General features: G+C 66.7%; 17 protein-coding genes. 13 read left to right on the plus strand and 4 right to left on the minus strand.

Going from position 1 to position 17,370, the window contains the following annotated elements; translation table 11 throughout:
* The first annotated feature begins 83 nt into the window (after nucleotides 1–83).
* The 4 genes from dapA to prfB all read left to right on the plus strand — a co-directional run bounded on the left by dapA (nucleotide 84) and on the right by prfB (nucleotide 5,168).
* Nucleotides 84–968: a 4-hydroxy-tetrahydrodipicolinate synthase gene (gene dapA, locus ACLBV5_RS01440; protein WP_447604614.1), complete on the plus strand. Its 885-nt coding sequence runs from the start codon at nucleotides 84–86 to the stop codon at nucleotides 966–968.
* A complete protein-coding gene (smpB, locus tag ACLBV5_RS01445) occupies nucleotides 968–1,438 on the plus strand; it encodes an SsrA-binding protein SmpB (RefSeq protein ID WP_025977152.1) in 471 nt (156 codons plus the stop codon). Before dapA ends, smpB begins: the two co-directional genes overlap by 1 nt.
* A 101-nt stretch (nucleotides 1,439–1,539) precedes the next feature.
* On the plus strand, nucleotides 1,540–3,930 hold the full coding sequence (locus tag ACLBV5_RS01450; RefSeq protein WP_447604913.1) for a penicillin-binding protein 1A: 2,391 nt from the start codon (nucleotides 1,540–1,542) through the stop codon (nucleotides 3,928–3,930).
* Nucleotides 3,931–4,054: 124 nt separating this feature from the next.
* Nucleotides 4,055–5,168 (plus strand): peptide chain release factor 2 gene (gene prfB, locus ACLBV5_RS01455; RefSeq protein WP_145915899.1). Its coding sequence is split into 2 segments (ribosomal slippage): nucleotides 4,055–4,123 and nucleotides 4,125–5,168, totalling 1,113 coding nucleotides; the frame shifts between segments, so codons are not numbered across the junction.
* A 72-nt stretch (nucleotides 5,169–5,240) separates the two neighbouring features.
* On the opposite strand, the gene ACLBV5_RS01460 is transcribed toward prfB, so the two are convergent.
* The 3 genes from ACLBV5_RS01460 to tyrS form a co-directional block, all read right to left on the minus strand.
* On the minus strand, nucleotides 5,241–5,816 hold the full coding sequence (locus ACLBV5_RS01460; RefSeq protein WP_303706219.1) for a polymer-forming cytoskeletal protein: 576 nt from the start codon (nucleotides 5,814–5,816) through the stop codon (nucleotides 5,241–5,243).
* Between the two features lie 133 nt (nucleotides 5,817–5,949).
* Nucleotides 5,950–6,417 carry a peroxiredoxin gene (locus ACLBV5_RS01465; protein ID WP_303706218.1) on the minus strand — a complete coding sequence of 156 codons (468 nt, stop codon included), beginning with the start codon at nucleotides 6,415–6,417 and terminating at the stop codon, nucleotides 5,950–5,952.
* A 10-nt stretch (nucleotides 6,418–6,427) separates the two neighbouring features.
* On the minus strand, nucleotides 6,428–7,708 hold the full coding sequence (tyrS, locus tag ACLBV5_RS01470) for a tyrosine--tRNA ligase (RefSeq protein ID WP_025977147.1): 1,281 nt from the start codon (nucleotides 7,706–7,708) through the stop codon (nucleotides 6,428–6,430).
* Between the two features lie 179 nt (nucleotides 7,709–7,887).
* On the opposite strand from tyrS, the gene ACLBV5_RS01475 reads away from it, so the two are divergent.
* The gene (locus tag ACLBV5_RS01475; protein WP_447604615.1) at nucleotides 7,888–9,027 is read left to right on the plus strand and encodes an anhydro-N-acetylmuramic acid kinase; all 1,140 of its coding nucleotides are present in this window, start codon (nucleotides 7,888–7,890) and stop codon (nucleotides 9,025–9,027) included.
* Nucleotides 9,027–9,983, plus strand: a complete 957-nt coding sequence (locus tag ACLBV5_RS01480; RefSeq protein ID WP_447604616.1) for a DMT family transporter — start codon at nucleotides 9,027–9,029, stop codon at nucleotides 9,981–9,983. The genes ACLBV5_RS01475 and ACLBV5_RS01480 overlap by 1 nt, the downstream gene beginning before the upstream one ends.
* Nucleotides 9,984–10,053: 70 nt before the next feature.
* Here the strand turns inward: ACLBV5_RS01480 and ACLBV5_RS01485 are convergent, their stop codons facing one another.
* Nucleotides 10,054–10,704: an alpha/beta hydrolase gene (locus ACLBV5_RS01485; protein ID WP_003167032.1), complete on the minus strand. Its 651-nt coding sequence runs from the start codon at nucleotides 10,702–10,704 to the stop codon at nucleotides 10,054–10,056.
* Between the two features lie 159 nt (nucleotides 10,705–10,863).
* On the opposite strand from ACLBV5_RS01485, the gene ACLBV5_RS01490 reads away from it, so the two are divergent.
* From ACLBV5_RS01490 to ACLBV5_RS01520, 7 genes are read left to right on the plus strand one after another with little or no spacing between them, the layout of a single operon-like run.
* Nucleotides 10,864–11,322 (plus strand): Rrf2 family transcriptional regulator, encoded by a 459-nt coding sequence (locus tag ACLBV5_RS01490; RefSeq protein ID WP_134580943.1) that lies wholly within the window; start codon nucleotides 10,864–10,866, stop codon nucleotides 11,320–11,322.
* Nucleotides 11,319–12,455 carry a cysteine desulfurase family protein gene (locus tag ACLBV5_RS01495; protein WP_447604617.1) on the plus strand — a complete coding sequence of 379 codons (1,137 nt, stop codon included), beginning with the start codon at nucleotides 11,319–11,321 and terminating at the stop codon, nucleotides 12,453–12,455. Before ACLBV5_RS01490 ends, ACLBV5_RS01495 begins: the two co-directional genes overlap by 4 nt.
* Before the next feature lie 3 nt (nucleotides 12,456–12,458).
* Entirely contained in the window at nucleotides 12,459–13,925 is a 1,467-nt protein-coding gene (sufB, locus tag ACLBV5_RS01500) for a Fe-S cluster assembly protein SufB (protein WP_025977142.1), read from the plus strand.
* Nucleotides 13,926–13,946: 21 nt separating this feature from the next.
* The gene (gene sufC / locus ACLBV5_RS01505) at nucleotides 13,947–14,696 is read left to right on the plus strand and encodes a Fe-S cluster assembly ATPase SufC (protein ID WP_447604618.1); all 750 of its coding nucleotides are present in this window, start codon (nucleotides 13,947–13,949) and stop codon (nucleotides 14,694–14,696) included.
* Nucleotides 14,693–15,715 carry a Fe-S cluster assembly protein SufD gene (sufD, locus tag ACLBV5_RS01510; RefSeq protein WP_312445055.1) on the plus strand — a complete coding sequence of 341 codons (1,023 nt, stop codon included), beginning with the start codon at nucleotides 14,693–14,695 and terminating at the stop codon, nucleotides 15,713–15,715. Before sufC ends, sufD begins: the two co-directional genes overlap by 4 nt.
* Nucleotides 15,694–16,962 (plus strand): aminotransferase class V-fold PLP-dependent enzyme, encoded by a 1,269-nt coding sequence (locus tag ACLBV5_RS01515; protein WP_447604619.1) that lies wholly within the window; start codon nucleotides 15,694–15,696, stop codon nucleotides 16,960–16,962. The genes sufD and ACLBV5_RS01515 overlap by 22 nt, the downstream gene beginning before the upstream one ends.
* Nucleotides 16,963–16,967: 5 nt before the next feature.
* Nucleotides 16,968–17,369, plus strand: a complete 402-nt coding sequence (locus ACLBV5_RS01520; RefSeq protein WP_025977138.1) for an SUF system Fe-S cluster assembly protein — start codon at nucleotides 16,968–16,970, stop codon at nucleotides 17,367–17,369.
* The last annotated feature ends 1 nt before the right edge of the window (nucleotide 17,370 follow it).

Here is a 17,370-nt window from a genome sequence, read left to right on the forward strand (position 1 = left end):
CGGCCAGGCGGCGGGCAACCTACCCTTTGCCGATTAGTGACGGGCGGACCGCCGCCCATTCTCCGCGCAGGTATGTTGTTCCCATGACCGCCCCCTTGTTCAAGGGCGTGATCACCGCCCTGATCACACCTCTTCGTGACGGAAACGTGGACGAGGCCGCTTTCGAGCGCCTGTTGGAGCGCCAGATCGCCGCTGGGGTTCATGGCGTCGTGCCGATGGGCACCACGGGCGAGAGCGCCACTCTGCATCTGGATGAGCACAAGCGCGTGGTCGAACAGTGCGTCGCCATCGCCGCTGGTCGCATCCGCGTCATCGCCGGGGCGGGCTCGTCCGCCACGGACAAGGCGATCGACCTGACCCGTTTCGCCAAGACGGTCGGCGCCGACGGCGCCCTGGTCGTGACCCCCTATTACAACCGCCCGTCGCAGGCCGGGATGCAGGCGCATTTCGAGGCGGTGGCGGACGCCGTGCAACTGCCGATCCTGCTCTACAACGTGCCGGGGCGCACGGGGGTGGACCTGTCGAACGAGACGGTGGCGGCCCTGGCGGCGCATCCGAACATCGTCGGCATCAAGGACGCCAGCGCGGATGTGGCGCGGGCCAGCTGGATGCGCGCCAATATCGACGGAGCCTTCGACCTGATCTCGGGCGATGATTCCAGCTATCTTGGCTATGCCGCGCACGGCGGCGTCGGCGTCATCTCGGTGACCTCTAACGTCGCGCCTGAGGCGATGGTCGCCCTGCATGACGCCATCCAGGCCGGCGATTTCGCCGCCGCGCGCTCTTGGCAGGAACGGCTGATCGGTCTGCACAAGGCGCTGTTCCTCGACAACTCGCCGTCCCCGACCAAATACGCCCTGGTTAAGATGGGCCTGTGCACGGAAGAGGTTCGCCTGCCGCTGTCGCTGACGGCCGACGCGGTGCGGCCCGCCATCGACGAGGCGCTGGCCGCCGCTGGAGTCGCCTGATGGCCGCCGACGCCCCCAAACAGAAGACCATCGCCGAAAACCGACGCGCGCGCTTCGACTACTTCCTCGAAGATCATATCGAAGCCGGGCTCCAGCTGCGGGGCACCGAGATCAAGGCTTTACGCGACGGCCGGGCCAATATCGCCGAGAGCTATGTCTCGCCCGAGGGGCGCGAGATGGTGCTGATCAACGCCGACATCCCGCCCTATAAGATGGCGAACCGCTTCAACCATGAGCCGCGCCGTCACCGGAAGCTGCTGCTGCACCGCAAGCAGATCGACAAGCTGATCGGCGCCGTTCAACGCGAAGGGCGCACCATCGTCCCTGTGCGCCTCTATCTGAATGAGGCGGGCAAGGCGAAGCTGGAGATCGCCCTGGCCAAGGGCAAGAAACTGCATGACAAACGCGAGACTGCGGCCGAGCGCGACTGGCAGCGCGACAAGGCGCGCCTGCTGCGCGACAAGGGATAAGTGCGGTTCCGCTTTGCGCGCCGCGCGACGCGCGATAAACGAGCGATGATGGGGTGCGTCTTGCGGAGTTCGTGGTGAAGATAGCCGAACGCTGGTTCGTCATGGCGGGCGTAGCCCTGCTGAGCGCGATCGCCCTGGCCGGGGTGGTGGTTGCCATCTACGCCGCCTGGGTCCTGCACGACATGCCGGACGCCTCTGAACTGGCTGACTATCGCCCCGCGACGGCCACGCGCGTCTATGCCGGCGACGGCACCCTGATCGGCGAGTTCTCGGACCAGCGGCGCATCTACGTCACCTATGACCAGGTGCCGCAGACGGTCGTGCACGCCTTCCTGGCGGCCGAGGATCAGAACTTCTTCAATCACGGCGGCATCGACGTGTCCGGCATCGGCCGGGCCATGTTCAAGAACGTGTTCAACGTCATGTCGGGCAAGCGGCTGGAGGGCGGCTCGACCATCACCCAGCAGGTGGCCAAGAACGTCCTGCTGACCAGCGAGACCAGCCTGAACCGCAAGCTCAAGGAGGCCGTCCTCTCCAGCCGTCTGGAAGCGACGCTGACCAAGGAGCAGATCCTCGAACTGTATCTGAACGAGATCTACCTGGGCTATCGCTCCTATGGCGTGGCTTCGGCGGCCTATAACTATTTCGGCAAGTCGCTGGATCAGCTGACGCCGGACGAGGCGGCCTTCCTGGCGGCCCTGCCCAAGGGGCCGACCAACTATCACCCGAAACGCTATCCGGCTGCAGCGCTGGGCCGCCGGAACTGGGTGCTGGGCGAGATGGCCGACAATAAATGGCTGTCGGACGAGCAGCTGAAGACGGCGCTGGCCCGCCCGCTGAACACCCGCTCTGCGCCGCGTCGGGCCGAGTACGCCGACGCCGACTTCTTCGTGGAGGAGGCGCGTCGTCGCGCCATCGCCCTGTTCGGTCAGGAAGAGGTCAATCGCGGGGGCTACTACCTGCGCACGACGCTTGATCCGCAGCTGCAGTCGGCGGCGCGTGACGCCCTGATGCGCGGGCTTGAGGACTATGACCGTCGACACGGCTGGCGCGGCGCCTGGGGCACGACCGACTTCGCCGACGGCTGGCAGGCCGAGGCCCAGAAACGCACGACCCCGCCCGAGCGCCGCTCGTGGCAGGCGGCCGCCGTTGAAAGCGTCAGCGGGGGCTCAATCCGCGTCCGCACGGCCAAGGACGATCAGGCGGGCGCGCTGCGCGCCGCCGATGTGGCCTGGTCCAACGCCGGACGTCGCCCGCTGAAGCGCGGCGACCTGATCTTCGTCGAACGCCAGAACGGCCAGTTCGCCCTGAAGCAGGTCCCGGCCGTCAACGGCGCCCTGGTCGCGATCGAGCCGCAGTCGGGCCGCGTCCTGGCGATGGTCGGCGGCTATTCCTACGCGCTGTCCAGCTTCAACCGCGCGACCCAGGCGAAGCGCCAGCCGGGCTCGGCCTACAAGCCCTTCGTCTATGCGGCGGCGCTCGAAGGCGACTTCACCCCGGCTTCGATCGTGCTGGATGCGCCGATCAGCTTCCCCGGCGGCCCTGGCGGCCGGGCCTGGACGCCTCAGAACTACAGCCGCCAGTTTTATGGACCCCAGACGCTGCGGCGCGGGCTGGAGCTGTCGCGCAACGTCATGACCGTGCGCCTGGCGCAGGCGGTGGGCATGAAGAACGTCGTCGACCTGTCCAAGAAGATGGGCGTCGTGGACGACATGTCGCCGAACCTGGCCATGTCGCTGGGGGCCGGGGAAACCACGCCTTACCGCATCACCGCCGCCTATGCCGCCTTCGTCAACGGCGGGCGCCGGATCGATCCCTATCTCATCGAACTGGCTCAGGACCGGAACGGCCAGACCATCCACCGCGCCGACCGTCGCCAGTGCCGCGACTGCGGCCGGGGCTTCAGCGGGCAGGAATCGCCCCGCCTTCAGGATCGCGGGACTCAGGTGATCGACCCCATCACCGCCTATCAGATGACCTCCATGCTGGAGGGCGTGATCCAGCGCGGCACCGGCGCCCGTGCCCGCAGCCTGGGCCCGTGGGTCGGCGGCAAGACGGGCACCACCAATGAATATCGTTCGGCCTGGTTCGTCGGCTTCTCGGCCGACATCGTGGTCGGCGTCTTCGTCGGCTTCGACGACAACCGCTCGCTGGGCGGCGGTGAAGCCGGGGCCTCGACCGCCGTGCCGATCTTCATCGACTTCATGGAAGACGCGCTGAAGGAGCGGCCTGCGCGGCCGTTCGTGAAGCCGAAGAACGCCATCTTCCGCACCGTGAACGGCATCGAAGAGGCCTTCCGCCCGGGCACTGAGCGTCAGCTGCGCGAAGAAGCGCCGCCGCCGGCCCGGCCCGAAGGGCCGCAGAACTATTACGACGTCATCCGTCGTGAGCAGGAGGTCCGCTCCCAGACCCCGACGCCGACCGCGCCGCCTCCGGCTGCGCCGCCGCCGTCGAAGAAGGAGCCGGCCGAGGACTTGAGCGGCCTTTACTGACGCTCTAGGTAAGCCATCAACCCGGCGCGCCTGCTTTCAGGCGCGCCGTTTCACCTGTCCTTCCCTATCGGACGCGCGTCGCGCGGTCCTGTTTGCGGGGGACTTCCGTTCGCAGGAGTTTGCGATGAGATCGGATGTCGAGGCCATGAAGGCCGACATCGAGCAGAGCGTCGCTCTGCTCAGGAGGCGACTTTGACTGGGATGTCGCTCTAAGAAAGCTCGATGAGCTGAACGCGCGGGTCGAGGATCCGACGCTGTGGGACAATCCCGAACAGGCCCAGGCCGTCAGCCGCGAACGCTCGCGTCTGGAAGTTCAGGTCAACGCCGTCAAGGAAATGGAGCAGGGTCTCGAAGACGGGATCATGCTGGCCGAAATGGCGGACGAAGAGGGCGACGAAGCCACCCTCGAAGAAGCGCGTGAACAGCTGAAGTCCATCAAGGACCGTGCCGCGCGCGCCGAACTGGAAGCCCTGCTGTCCGGCGAGGCCGACGGCAACGACGCCTATCTGGAGGTCAACTCCGGCGCCGGCGGCACCGAGTCCAACGACTGGGCGGGCATTCTGCTGCGGATGTACAGCCGCTGGGCGCGCTCGCACGGCTATGAGGTCGAGCTTCAGGAAGAAGAGTCCGGCGAACAGGTCGGCATCAAGTCGGCGACCCTGCTGATCTCCGGACCTAACGCCTATGGCTGGCTGAAGTCCGAATCGGGCGTCCACCGTCTGGTGCGCATCAGCCCCTATGATGCGGCGGCCAAGCGGCACACGTCGTTCGCCTCGGTCGGGGTCTCGCCCGTCGTCGACGACAGCATCGAGATCGAGATCAACCCGTCGGACGTGCGCACGGACACCTATCGCGCATCGGGCGCGGGCGGTCAGCACGTCAACAAGACGGACTCGGCGGTGCGTCTGACCCACATTCCGACCAATACCGTGGTCGCCTGTCAGGCGGGCCGCTCGCAGCACCAGAACCGCGACCAGGCCTGGAAGATGCTGCGCGCGCGTCTGTACGAGCTTGAGCTTCAGAAGCGTGAGGCTGCGGCCCAGGCTCTGGCTGACGCCAAGACGGACATCGGTTGGGGCCACCAAATCCGGTCCTACGTCCTGCAGCCGTATCAGATGGTGAAGGACCTGCGCACCGAGGTCGAAACCTCGGACACGCAAGGCGTTCTGGACGGCGACCTGGATCAGTTCATGGGCGCGGCGCTCGCGGCGCGCGTGGGCGAAACCCGCGAGGGCTGACCCGCCTGACGGTGCATAAAAAAGGGCGGCCTTTGCGGGCCGCCCTTTGTCGTTGTCAGTTGCTCGCGCCGATCAGGCTGCGGGCTTGCTTTGGATCGGGGCCTCGACCTTGGCGTCCGTCTTGGCGGGCGCAGGCTTGTCGGCCGCAGCAGGGGTCTCCAGCATATTGGCGCCCGGCGTGTCGCGCTTGGCCTGGGTGCAGCGGCCCTGGAACCAGGCGCCCTGTTCGATCGACAGCTGCTCCTGGGTGATGTCGCCCTCGACGCGCGAGGTGGCGAACAGCTTGACCTGCTTGGCGACGATGGCGCCCGAGACGCGGCCGCGCACCTCAAGGATGTCGGCGTGCACCGTGCCCTCCACCGCGCCGCCTTCGCCGATCACCACGCGCACCACGCGGATGTCGCCTTTCAACGAGCCGTCGACCTGAAGTTCGCCTGCGCCCGAAATGTTGCCCTCATACTTTACGCCCGCCGATAGGGTCGAAAGGCTGGAGGAACGGGCGGCGGGGCGAGCCGGTTCAGGCGCGCGCGCAGGCGCAGCGGCGATCGGGGCGGCGGGCTCCGGCTTGGGCTGGACCGGCTCGGGCGGCTTGGGAATGCCCATTCCGCCAGAGGGGTTGTTGTCGAACGGTTTGTTCTTGTTGAACATTCATGCTCTCCGCGTCACGCCGCGATTATCGGCGTTTGGTCAATGTCAGCCCCTGAGGATGCAATCCCTGGCGACACTTAGCGCGGGCTGAGGCGGAGAGGTCAAGCGGGGCCTTCCGAACCCCGCTCGCCGATCAAAGCGCTTCGACGGCGGCCAGAACCTCTTCGGCGTGGCCCTTGACCTTGACGTTGCGCCAGGCGCGGCGGACCGCGCCCTGGTCGTCGATCAGGAAGGTGGCGCGCTCGATGCCCATATATTCGCGGCCGTAGAGCTTCTTCTGCACCCACACGCCCCAGGCTTCGGTGACCACGCCGTCCTCGTCCGAGCCGAGCACGACCTTGAGGTCATGCTTGGCCTTGAAGCGGTCCAACTTCTTCACCGTGTCGCGCGACACCCCGATCACTACCGCGTTCGCCGCCGCGAACCGGTCGATCAAGGCCGAGAAGTCCTGACCTTCGGTCGTGCAGCCGGGCGTGTCGGCCTTGGGGTAGAAGTAGAACACGACGATCTTGCCCCTCAGCCCGTCCAGCGACACGCGCCCGCCGCCGTCTGTCGCCAGATCGAAAGCAGGGGCGGGCGTGTTTTCGGTGATGTCGGTCACAGCGCTCTCCTTAAACCGGGCGCACCAGCACCAGCTTCTTCTTGCCGGCGCCGAGCTTCAGCACGCCGTCCGCGTTCAGGTCGGCCTCTTCGATCAGGCGGGCGCCGTCGTTGACGACCTCGTCGTTCAGGCGAAGGCCGCCGCCCTGGGCCAAACGACGCGCTTCGCCATTGGAGCTGCTGAGACCCGCCTTGGTCGTCACGGCGGCGATCATGGCGCCAATCACCTCGTCGCGCGGCAGTTCGACGGTCGGCAGGTCGGCTGACAGCTGACCCTTCTCGAAGGCGGCTTCAGCGGCCGCGCGCGCGGCCTGTGCGGCCTCGGCGCCGTGCAGCATGGAGGTGGTCGCGTCGGCCAGCGCCTTCTTGGCGTCGTTGATCTCGGCGCCTTGAAGCGCCTCATAGCGCTCGATCTGATCCAGCGGCAGGTCGGTGAACAGGCGCATGAAGCGGCCCACGTCGCCGTCCTCGGTGTTGCGCCAGTATTGCCAATAGTCGAACGGCGACAGGGCGTCGGCGTTCAGCCACACGGCGCCGCCGACCGTCTTGCCCATCTTCTGGCCCGAGGCGGTGGACAGCAACGGCGTGGTCAGGCCGAAAGCGGCCTTGTGGTCCACCTTGCGGGTCAGTTCGACGCCGTTGATGATGTTGCCCCACTGGTCCGAGCCGCCCATCTGCAGCGAACAGCCATAGCGACGGTTCAGCTCCAGGAAGTCGGTCGCCTGCATCAGCATGTAGTTGAACTCTAGGAAGGTCAGCGGCTGCTCGCGATCCAGGCGCAGCTTGACCGAGTCGAAGCTCAGCATCCGGTTGATGGTGAAGTGCGTGCCGTAGTCGCGCAGGAACTGCAGGTAGCCCAGCTGCGACAGCCACTCGTCGTTATCCAGCATGATGGCGTCGGTCGGGCCGTCGCCGAAGGTCAGGAATTTCTCGAACACGCCTTTGATGCCGGCGATGTTCTCGGCGATCTTTTCCTCGGTCAGCAGGGGGCGCTGGGTGTCCTTGAACGAGGGGTCGCCGACCTTGGTCGTGCCGCCGCCCATCAGGACGATCGGCTTGTGTCCGGCCTGCTGAAGACGACGCAGCAGCATGATCTGGATCAGGTGGCCGACGTGCAGGCTGGGCGCCGTCGCATCGAAGCCGATATAGCCCGTGACCACGCCCGACGCGGCCGCCTCGTCCAGTTCGACCGGGTGGGTGATCTGGTGGATATAGCCGCGCGCCTTCATCAGGCGCAGGAAGTCCGATTTGAAGGCGGTTTCGGAAACGGTTTGGGTCGTGGGCTCGGTCATGGTCGGGTCCGTAGCATCAGAACCGGCGGCCGTCTTCCGAGGAATAATGCCGCCGAGGGAAGGGCGGCAAGGATCGCGGCCGCTCTCTAGTAGAGGCCGTAGTAATAGGCGGCGAAAAGGGCCGGTTGCGCGATCATCGGCGCTAGCTACGTCGCGCCCGACGTGGCAGTCAAGCCGCCATGACGACCTCCCCGAAAAAGACCCTGCGCGTGCTCGGCTTCATGACCGGCACTTCGCTCGACGCCGTGGACATGGCGGTGATCGAAACGGACGGCCACGACATCCTGTCCTTCGGCCCCGCCGGCGAGATGAAGCTGGACGCAGAGACCCGCGCCATCATTGAGGACGCCATCGACGACGCCTTCGATTGGGAGCGCGACGAAGAAGAACCGGACAGCTTCGAAGACGCCCGCATGGCCGTGGCCGATGCGCATCTGGCCGCCGCGCTCGGCTTCATGGCGGTGAACGGGGTGAAGTCCAGTGCGCTGGATCTGGTCGGCGTCCACGGCCAGACCGTGCTGCACGAGGCGCCGACGCCCGACCTGCCGGGCCGCACCGTCCAACTGATCGACGCCGCCAGCGTGGCCGAGGGGCTGGGGGTCCCCGTCGCCTTTGACTTCCGCAGCGCCGACGTGGCGGCGGGCGGGCAGGGCGCGCCGCTGGCGCCCGCTTATCACGCAGCGCTAGTCCGCAAGGCGGGGATGGAGGGGCCGGTCGCGGTCCTGAATCTGGGCGGGGTCGGTAACATCACCCTGATCCGCGCCGACGGCGAGCTGGAGGCCTTCGACACCGGCCCGGCCAACGGCATGGTCGATCTGCTGGTCCAGTCGCGCATGAAGAAGCGGATGGACGAGGGCGGTCGTCTGGCGGCGGCGGGAACGGTCGATCAGGCTGTGCTGGGCGCCTATCTGGCCCATCCCTATTTCGCGGCGAGCGGCCCGAAGTCCCTGGACCGTTTCGACTTCTCGCTGAAGCCGGTGGCGGACCTGTCCCTGGAAGACGCCGCCGCTACCCTGACCGCCTTCGCGGCGCAGGCCGTGGCGCTGGGCGTCGCCCGCTGTTCGGAGCAGCCGAAGGAGATCGTCGTTTGCGGCGGGGGGCGTCATAATCCGGCGCTGCTGGCCGCGATCCGCGAGCGCGTCGGCGTCCCTATCTCGACCGCCGAGGACAAGGGCTGGCGCGGCGACGCGATCGAGGCCGAGGCCTTCGCCTTCCTGGCCGCGCGCTGTCGTCTGGGCCTGCCGATCAGCTTCCCCGGCACGACAGGCGTTCCGGCCCCTATGACCGGCGGCCGGATCGTCGAGCCGGGAGCCGAATAATGGCGGCGTCTTCGCGTTTCTGGGGCGTCGCCAGCGGTCTGGCGGCCGGCGCTCTGTGGGGGCTGGTCTTCCTGGCGCCGAAGATGGTGCCCGAGGCCTCGCCCCTGCTGCTGACGGCGGGTCGCTACCTCGCCTATGGCCTGATCGCGGTCCTGCTGATCGCGCCGCGCTGGCGGCGGGTGACGGCCGCCCTGACGCGCGAAGCGTGGGGCGCGCTGGTCTGGCTGAGTCTCGCGGGGAACCTGGTCTACTTCGCCTTCCTGGTGGTCAGCGTGCATTACGCAGGCGTCGCAGCTTCAGCCCTGATCGTCGGCATGGTGCCCGTGGTCGTGGCCCTTTGGGGCCTGCGGGACAGAGATTCGCCGCCGCTGTCGCGCGTCGCGCCGCCCATCGCCGTGGCGGCGCTGGCGGTCGGTCTGATCGGGTGGCAGTCGCTCAGCCAGGGCGGCGGCGCGGCGGCGCAGAGCGGTACGGCCACGCTGATCGGGTTGGGTTGCGCCCTGGCGGCCCTGCTGTCCTGGACCGCCTTCGCCGTCGGCAACAGTCGCTGGATGGGGCGCCTGCCCGATGTCACCCCGCACGAGTGGTCGTTGCTGACCGGCGTGGTCACAGGAGGGCTGGCGCTGGTGCTGGTCATCCCGTCCCTGTTCATGTTGGGCGGCATGACGGATGACGCCTGGCTACGTCTGATCGGCGTCAGCGCTGGCGTGGCGATCTTCGCCTCGGTCATCGGCAACGCGTTCTGGAATCAGGCCAGCCGCCTGCTGCCCCTGACGATGCTCGGCCAGATGATCGTGTCCGAGACCCTGTTCGCCTTCATCTACGGTTTCATCTGGGAGCAGCGCGGCCCGACCGTGATCGAGATCGTCGCCATGATCCTGATGATCGTCAGCGTCGTCTGGTGCGTCCGCGCTCACCGCCCGGCGGCTGTGGCCGCTGCGGAAGGCGAACACTGACGAACGGCGCAATTAGAAACGGCGCCCCGAAGATCAGGGCGCCGCTTCAATCAGGATATCCTTACGCGGATCAGGCCGGCTTTTCTTCCAGCCGCTTGTCCAGATAGGCGCCGACGCGGCGCTCGACCGCGCCGATGTGGTCCTGCCAGAAGTGGGTCGCGCCTTCTTCCAGCTCATAGTCGATGACGATGCCCTTCTGGGTGCGCAGCTTGTTCACCACGCGCTCGACATCGGCCGGCGGCACCACGGTGTCGGCCGTGCCGTGCAGGAACAGGCCCGAAGCCGGGCAGGGGGCCAGGAAGCTGAAGTCATAGATGTTCGACGGCGGCGACACCGAGATGAAGCCGTCGGTTTCGGGGCGACGCATCAGCAGTTGCATCCCGATATAGGCGCCGAACTGATAGCCGGCGACCCAGGTCTGGGTGGCGGCGGGATTGTTGGCCTGCAGCCAGTCGAGCGCCGTCGCCGCGTCGGCCAGTTCGCCGATGCCGCTGTCGAACTCGCCTTGGGACTTGCCCACGCCGCGGCTGTTGTAGCGCAAGGTGGCGAAGCCGCGCTGGACGAACAGCTGGTGCATCGTCAGGGCGACGGGGTTGTTCATATGCCCGCCCGCCTTGGGGTGGGGGTGCAGGATCAGGGCGATCGGCGCGTCGGGACGCTTGCCAGGAGAGTAGCGGCCTTCGATGCGGCCGGAGGCGCCAGGCAGGATGACTTCAGGCATGGATGGCGGTCCCTACGATCAACAGTGGTTTCGCGAGCGGATAATACTTGACCACACAGGTAGGACTTTCTAAGTCCCCCCTGCACGATGCGCTCGCCAGCAAGGCCGGGGGTCTTAGCACAGCGAGCCTGAAAAGCGGTAGAATTTTGAGGTATTGGGATGCGTCTGTCGACCAAGGGACGTTACGCCGTCATGGCGATGGCCGATCTGGCGAAGAACGGAACCGATCGGGCCGTCTCCCTGGCTGAAATCGCGGCGCGTCAGGAAATCTCGCTCAGCTATCTGGAACAGCTCTTTGCGCGCCTGCGCAAAGGCGGTCTGGTCAAGAGCGTGCGGGGGCCGGGCGGCGGCTATCGGCTGGCCAAGGCGGCGGGGGAGATGGTCGTGGCGGACATTGTTCTGGCCGTTGATGAGCCGATCCGCGCCACGCGCTGCGCCGCCCACGGTACGCCGCGTGGCTGCATGACGGGCGGCGCCCGCTGCATCACCCATGACCTGTGGGAAGACCTGGGCGCAGAGATTCATCGCTATCTAGCCGGGGTCAGCCTCGCCGACGTGGTCGAGAAGCGGACCGGCCGGGCGCGTGTCGGCGCGGACTCGATGGAGGCCGCCGCATGAGCGTTTACCTCGACTACAACGCCTCAGGCCTGGTTCGTCCTGAGGTTCAGGACATCATGGCCAAGGCCTTGGCCGACAACGGCAATCCATCGGCGGTCCACGCCGCCGGACGTCGCGCACGAGCACGCGTCGAGACGGCGCGGGCGCAGGTGGCCGATCTGGTCGGGGCCGATCCGACGGCGATCATCTTCTCTTCGGGCGGCACCGAATCCAATGCTCAGGCCATCCATAGCGCTCTGGCCGCCGGCTGCGAGCGGCTGATCGTCAGTGCGACCGAGCACCCGTGCGTGGCCGAGGCCGCCGCCGTCAGCGGCGCGGCGGTCGAGGTGCTGCCGGTGGATTCCAACGGCGTGGTCGATCTGACCTGGCTGGCCGAGGCGCTGGCGCGCCCGGGTCGCGCGGTCGTCGCCATCCATCACGCCAACAATGAAAGCGGCGTGATCCAGCCGATCGCCGAGGCGGCCAAGCTGGTTCATGCGGCGGGCGGCTGGCTGCACGTTGACGCCATTCAGTCGGCGGGCAAGGTTCCGGTGACGATGAAGGCGCTGGGCGCCGACAGCCTGACCCTCTCGGCGCACAAGCTGGGCGGGCCGCAGGGCGTGGGCGCTTTGGTGCTGAAGGACGGCGTGTCGGCCGTCCGCATCCTGCACGGCGCGGGGCAGGAGCGCGGGCTGCGCGCCGGGACCGAGAACGTGCCGGGCATCGCCGGTTTCGGCGTCGCGGCCGACTGCGCCGCGCGCGATCTGGACGCCGCCATGACGCATGTCGTCTGGCGCGATGCTGCCGAGGCTAAGGTCAAGGCTGCGGGCGCGACGATCATCGGCGGCGCGGTGGAGCGTCTGCCCAACACCCTGTTTATGGCGGTTGAGGGCTGGGACAGCCCGCAGCAGCTGATCACCCTCGACCTTGTCGGGGTCATGGTGTCTGCCGGTTCGGCCTGCTCGTCCGGCAAGGTCAAGCCGTCCAAGGCGATCAGCGCCATGGGTCTTCATCACCTGGCAACCGGGGGCGTGCGCGTCTCCGGCGGCTGGGGCACGACCGAGTCGGACTGGGCTCGCTTCGCCGATGCCTGGGTCGCGGCCTGGGAAAAGCATAGTGCGCGCCTGATTGAGCGCGCTAAGAAAGTCGCGTAAAATATGGCTATTGTTCAGGAAACCATCGACACAGTCGCCGCTCTCGAAAAATATGAGCACGGCTTTACGTCGGACATTGAGACGGAATATGCGCCGCGCGGCCTGAGCGCCGACATCGTCCGCTTCATCTCCGAGAAGAAGGGCGAGCCGGAGTGGATGCTGGAATGGCGTCTGGCCGCCTATGAGCGCTGGCTGGCGATGGAGGAGCCGACCTGGGCGGCGGTGAAATACGAGCCCGTCGACTATCAGGACCTCTACTACTACGCCGCGCCGGTGAAGAAGGAGGGGCCGAAGTCGCTGGACGAAGTCGATCCCGAACTGCTGGCCGTCTATGAAAAGCTGGGCATCCCGCTGAAGGAGCAGGAGGTCCTGGCAGGGGTCGAGGGCGCGCCGCGTTATGCCGTGGACGCCGTGTTCGACAGCGTCAGCGTGGTCACCACCTTCAAGGAGGAGTTGGCCAAGCATGGCGTGATTTTCATGCCGATTTCGGAGGCTTTGCGCGAATACCCTGATCTGGTGCGTCAGTATCTCGGCACGGTCGTGCCGGTCAGCGACAACTATTTCGCGGCCCTGAACAGCGCGGTCTTTTCCGACGGCAGCTTCGTCTATATCCCGCCGGGTGTGCGCTGCCCGATGGAGCTGTCGACCTATTTCCGCATCAACGCCAGCCAGACCGGCCAGTTCGAGCGCACCCTGATCATCGCCGACAAGGGCTCTTACGTCTCCTATCTGGAAGGCTGCACCGCGCCGATGCGCGATGAAAACCAGCTTCACGCAGCGGTCGTGGAGATCGTCGCCCTGGACGACGCCGAGGTGAAATACTCGACGGTCCAGAACTGGTACCCCGGCGACGCTGAGGGCAAGGGCGGCATCTACAACTTCGTCACCAAGCGCGCCGACTGCCGCGGCGACCGCTCCAAGGTCAGCTGGACGCAGGTTGAAACGGGCTCGGCCGTCACCTGGAAATACCCATCCTGCATCCTCAAAGGCGAGGAAAGCTCGGGCGAGTTCTATTCCATCGCCATCACCAACGGCCATCAGCAGGCTGACACCGGCACGAAGATGATCCATCTGGGCAAGAACAGCCGCAGCCGCATCATCGCCAAGACGGTTTCGGCCGGTAAGTCGGACTCGACCTATCGGGGCCTGGTGTCGATCCACCCCAAGGCGACGGGCGTGCGCAACTTCACCCAGTGCGACAGCCTGCTGATCGGCAAGGAGTGCGGCGCCCACACCATTCCCTACATCGAGGTCCGCAACGGCTCGGCCCAGCTGGAGCACGAGGCGACCACCACCCGCCTGTCCGAAGCCCAACTCTTCTACGCCCAGCAGCGCGGCCTGTCGGAAGAGGAGGCCGTGGCCTTGCTGGTCAACGGCTTCGTCCGCGATGTCCTGCAGGAACTGCCGATGGAGTTCGCCGTCGAAGCCCAGAAGCTGGTGGCGATCAGCCTCGAAGGCTCGGTCGGCTGAGTGAGTTGAAGAAGAAAAACAATGCTTAAGATCAATAATCTCCACGTCTCTGTCGCCGATAAGCCGATCCTCAAGGGTCTGACGCTCGATGTGCCTGCGGGCGAAGTTCATGCGATTATGGGGCCGAACGGGGCGGGCAAGTCGACGCTGGGCTACAGCCTCTCCGGCCGCCCCGGCTATGAGGTGACGGACGGTTCGGCCTCGTGGAACGGCCGGGGCCTGCTGGACCTCGATCCTGCCGAGCGCGCGGCGGCGGGCCTGTTCCTGTCGTTCCAGTATCCGATCGAGATTCCGGGCGTTCCGGCCATGACCTTCATCCGCACGGCGCTGAACGCCCAGAAGCGCGCGCGCGGCGAGGAAGAAGTTTCAGCTCCCGCCTTCCTGAAGCTGGTCAAGGCGGCGTCGCAGTCGCTGAAGATGGACTTCGACATGCTGAAGCGGCCGTTGAACGTCGGCTTCTCCGGCGGTGAGAAGAAGCGGATGGAGATCCTGCAGATGGCCCTGCTGGAGCCGTCGATGCTGATCCTGGACGAGACGGATTCGGGCCTCGACATCGACGCCCTGCGCATCGTCGCCGACGGCGTGAACGCCATGCGCAGTCCGGAACGGTCGATGCTGGTGATCACCCACTACCAGCGCCTGCTGGACTACATCAAACCGGACCGCGTGCACATCCTGGCCGGCGGCCGCATCGTCGCCTCGGGCGGGCCGGAGCTGGCGCATCAGCTGGAGGCGGAAGGTTACGACAAGTTCCTGCCGGAGGCGGCATGAAGGCGCTCGCCCGGCTGGACCTGAACGACGCCGCGACCTTCCCTTCGCGGCGGGTCGAGGAGTGGAAATACAGTGACCTGAAGCGCTTTCTTCGCGAAGCGCCTGCACCGTCCGGCACGGCCGTCGTCGATGCGCCGGGGCCGTTCTACGACCTGGGCGGCGACGCCATCGTCTTCGCCAACGGCCGCCCGGTCGGGGTGAGGGACTACATCGCCTCGGGCGACCAAACCGTGCGCCTGCGCTTCATCTCGGACGCGACGGGCACAGGCCATACGGCGGCGGCGCGCATTGTCGCCCGACCCGGCGCGCGACTGCTGCTGCTGGAGACGCACGAGGGCAAGGGCTCGGCCTATGTCGCCCACAACAAGGTCGAGATCGACGTCGCCGCGGACGCCGAGGTCACTCGGATCGTCCTCAGCGACGAACCGGACGACGCCATTTCGGTGGCCGAGGCTGAGGTCAAGCTGGAAGCAGGCGGCCGCTATCGCCAGACCATCGTCGCCACCGGCGCCAAGCTGCAACGTCACGAGACCCGCCTGCGTCACGGCGCGGAAGGCGCCGATGCGCGCGTCGACGGAATCTATCTGCTCGGCGGCTCGCGCCACGCCGACCTGACCTCCGTCATCGACCACGTCGCGGCCAACGGCACGACCAGCCAGCTGATCAAGGGCGTCGTCCGTGACGAGGCGCGCGGCGTCTTCCAGGGCAAGATTCTGGTCCAGAAGGGTGCCGACGACACCGACGCCCGCATGGGCCACCACGGTCTGATCACGTCCGAGCGCGGCGAGATCGATGTCAAACCCGAGCTGATCATCTACGCGGACGAAGTCCAGTGCGCCCACGGCGCCACCGTCGGGACGCTGGACGAAAGCGCCCTGTTCTACATGCAGCAGCGCGGCATCTCGGCCGACGAAGCCCGCGCCCTGTTGACCCATGCCTTCCTGATCGAGGTCGTCGACCGCATCGAGCATGAAGGCGCCAGAGAGGTGGTGCGGGAATGGCTGACGGCTCGCCTGTGATCAACGCACCTGTGAACAAGGTTGGCGAGACGGGGTTCGACCCCTATGCCGCCCGCGCGCAGTTCCCGATCCTGTCGCGTCAGGTCAACGGCAAGCCGCTGGTCTATCTGGACAGCGCCGCCTCAGCCCAGAAGCCGCGCGCGGTGATCGACGCCCTGGTCGCGTCGATGGAAGGCAGCTACGCCAACGTCCACCGGGGTCTTCACACCCTGTCGAACGAGGCGACCGAGGCCTATGAGCACGCGCGCGAGATCGTCGCCCGCTTCCTGAACGCCCAGTCGCCCGAGACCATCGTCTGGACCAAGGGCGGCACCGAGGCGATCAATCTGGTCGCCAACGGCGTCGGTCTGTCGATCCAGCCGGGCGACGAGATCATCGTCACCGAAATGGAGCACCACTCCAACATCGTGCCCTGGCACATCCTGCGCGAGCGCCGCGGGGCTGTGCTCAAATGGGCGCCGATCAAGGACGACGGTTCGCTGGACATGGAGGCCTTCGCCGCCCTGCTGGGGCCGAAGACCAGGCTGGTCGCCGTCACCCACATGTCGAACGTGCTGGGCACCATCAATCCGGTCGCCGAGATCACCCGCCTGGCCCACGCCGCCGGGGCGCGGGTGCTGGTCGACGGCTGTCAGGGCGCGGTCCATGCGACGCCGGACGTTCAGGCTATCGGCTGCGACTACTATGTCCTGACCGGCCACAAGCTGTTCGGCCCGACCGGCATCGGCGTCCTGTACGGCACGGCCGAGGCGCTGGAGGCCCTGCCGCCGTATCAGGGCGGCGGCGAGATGATCGAGACGGTCGAGAAGGATCGCGTCACCTACGCCAAACCGCCGCATCGCTTTGAAGCCGGGACGCCGCCGATCCTTGAGGCCATTGGTCTGGGCGCGGCGATCGAATGGTTGTCGCAGTATGATCCGGCCGCTATCCAGGCGCACGAACAGGCTCTATATCGCCACGCCGTCGAGCGTCTGGCCGAGCATGACTGGCTGCGGATTCTGGGCCAGGCCGAAGGGAAGGGCGCTTTGCTGACCTTCGCCGTCGAGGGCGCCCACGCCCATGACGTGGCGCAGATCATGGACCGCTACGGCGTCGCCGTGCGCGCCGGGCTGCACTGCGCCGAGCCGCTAGCGAAAAGACTAGGCGTGAGCGCAAGCACGCGCGCCTCCTTCGCCCTATATAACACCATGGAGGATACAGACGCCTTCGTGGACGCGCTGATCAAGGCGCGCAACTTCTTCGTGTGACGAGTATGGACGACGCCAAGACCGACAACGCGATCAGCGACAGCGACGCCTTCGCCGCCAGCTGGGACGAGCCGCAGAAGAGCGCCCTGTCTCAGGCCGAGCTGGACAAGCTGACGGACGACCTGATCGAGGCGCTGAAGACGGTGTATGATCCGGAAATCCCGGTCGACATCTATGAGCTGGGCCTGATCTACAAGGTCGACGTGTCCGACGACCGCGACGTCCTGGTCGAGATGACGCTGACGGCGCCGGGCTGCCCGGTCGCCGGGGAAATGCCCGGCTGGGTCGAGGATGCAGTGAAAAAGGTCGATGGCGTGCGCAGCGCCAAGGCCAATCTGGTGTTCGACCCGCCGTGGGACGCCTCCAAGATGAGCGACGAGGCCAAGCTGGCCCTGAACATGTTCTGAG

It is taken from the genome of Brevundimonas sp. M1A4_2e, assembly GCF_053345555.1.

What these genes read in the sequence shown, in the direction of transcription:
- ACLBV5_RS01475 (WP_447604615.1), top strand. Translation starts at nt 7,888, where the DNA reads ATGACGACCTCCCCGAAAAAGACCCTGCGCGTGCTCGGCTTCATGACC.
- ACLBV5_RS01460 (WP_303706219.1), bottom strand. Translation starts at nt 5,816, where the DNA reads ATGTTCAACAAGAACAAACCGTTCGACAACAACCCCTCTGGCGGAATG.
- ACLBV5_RS01480 (WP_447604616.1), top strand. Translation starts at nt 9,027, where the DNA reads ATGGCGGCGTCTTCGCGTTTCTGGGGCGTCGCCAGCGGTCTGGCGGCC.
- sufB (WP_025977142.1), top strand. Translation starts at nt 12,459, where the DNA reads ATGGCTATTGTTCAGGAAACCATCGACACAGTCGCCGCTCTCGAAAAA.
- dapA (WP_447604614.1), top strand. Translation starts at nt 84, where the DNA reads ATGACCGCCCCCTTGTTCAAGGGCGTGATCACCGCCCTGATCACACCT.
- ACLBV5_RS01485 (WP_003167032.1), bottom strand. Translation starts at nt 10,704, where the DNA reads ATGCCTGAAGTCATCCTGCCTGGCGCCTCCGGCCGCATCGAAGGCCGC.
- ACLBV5_RS01490 (WP_134580943.1), top strand. Translation starts at nt 10,864, where the DNA reads ATGCGTCTGTCGACCAAGGGACGTTACGCCGTCATGGCGATGGCCGAT.
- sufC (WP_447604618.1), top strand. Translation starts at nt 13,947, where the DNA reads ATGCTTAAGATCAATAATCTCCACGTCTCTGTCGCCGATAAGCCGATC.
- sufD (WP_312445055.1), top strand. Translation starts at nt 14,693, where the DNA reads ATGAAGGCGCTCGCCCGGCTGGACCTGAACGACGCCGCGACCTTCCCT.
- ACLBV5_RS01450 (WP_447604913.1), top strand. Translation starts at nt 1,540, where the DNA reads ATGGCGGGCGTAGCCCTGCTGAGCGCGATCGCCCTGGCCGGGGTGGTG.
- smpB (WP_025977152.1), top strand. Translation starts at nt 968, where the DNA reads ATGGCCGCCGACGCCCCCAAACAGAAGACCATCGCCGAAAACCGACGC.
- ACLBV5_RS01495 (WP_447604617.1), top strand. Translation starts at nt 11,319, where the DNA reads ATGAGCGTTTACCTCGACTACAACGCCTCAGGCCTGGTTCGTCCTGAG.
- ACLBV5_RS01520 (WP_025977138.1), top strand. Translation starts at nt 16,968, where the DNA reads ATGGACGACGCCAAGACCGACAACGCGATCAGCGACAGCGACGCCTTC.
- ACLBV5_RS01515 (WP_447604619.1), top strand. Translation starts at nt 15,694, where the DNA reads ATGGCTGACGGCTCGCCTGTGATCAACGCACCTGTGAACAAGGTTGGC.
- tyrS (WP_025977147.1), bottom strand. Translation starts at nt 7,708, where the DNA reads ATGACCGAGCCCACGACCCAAACCGTTTCCGAAACCGCCTTCAAATCG.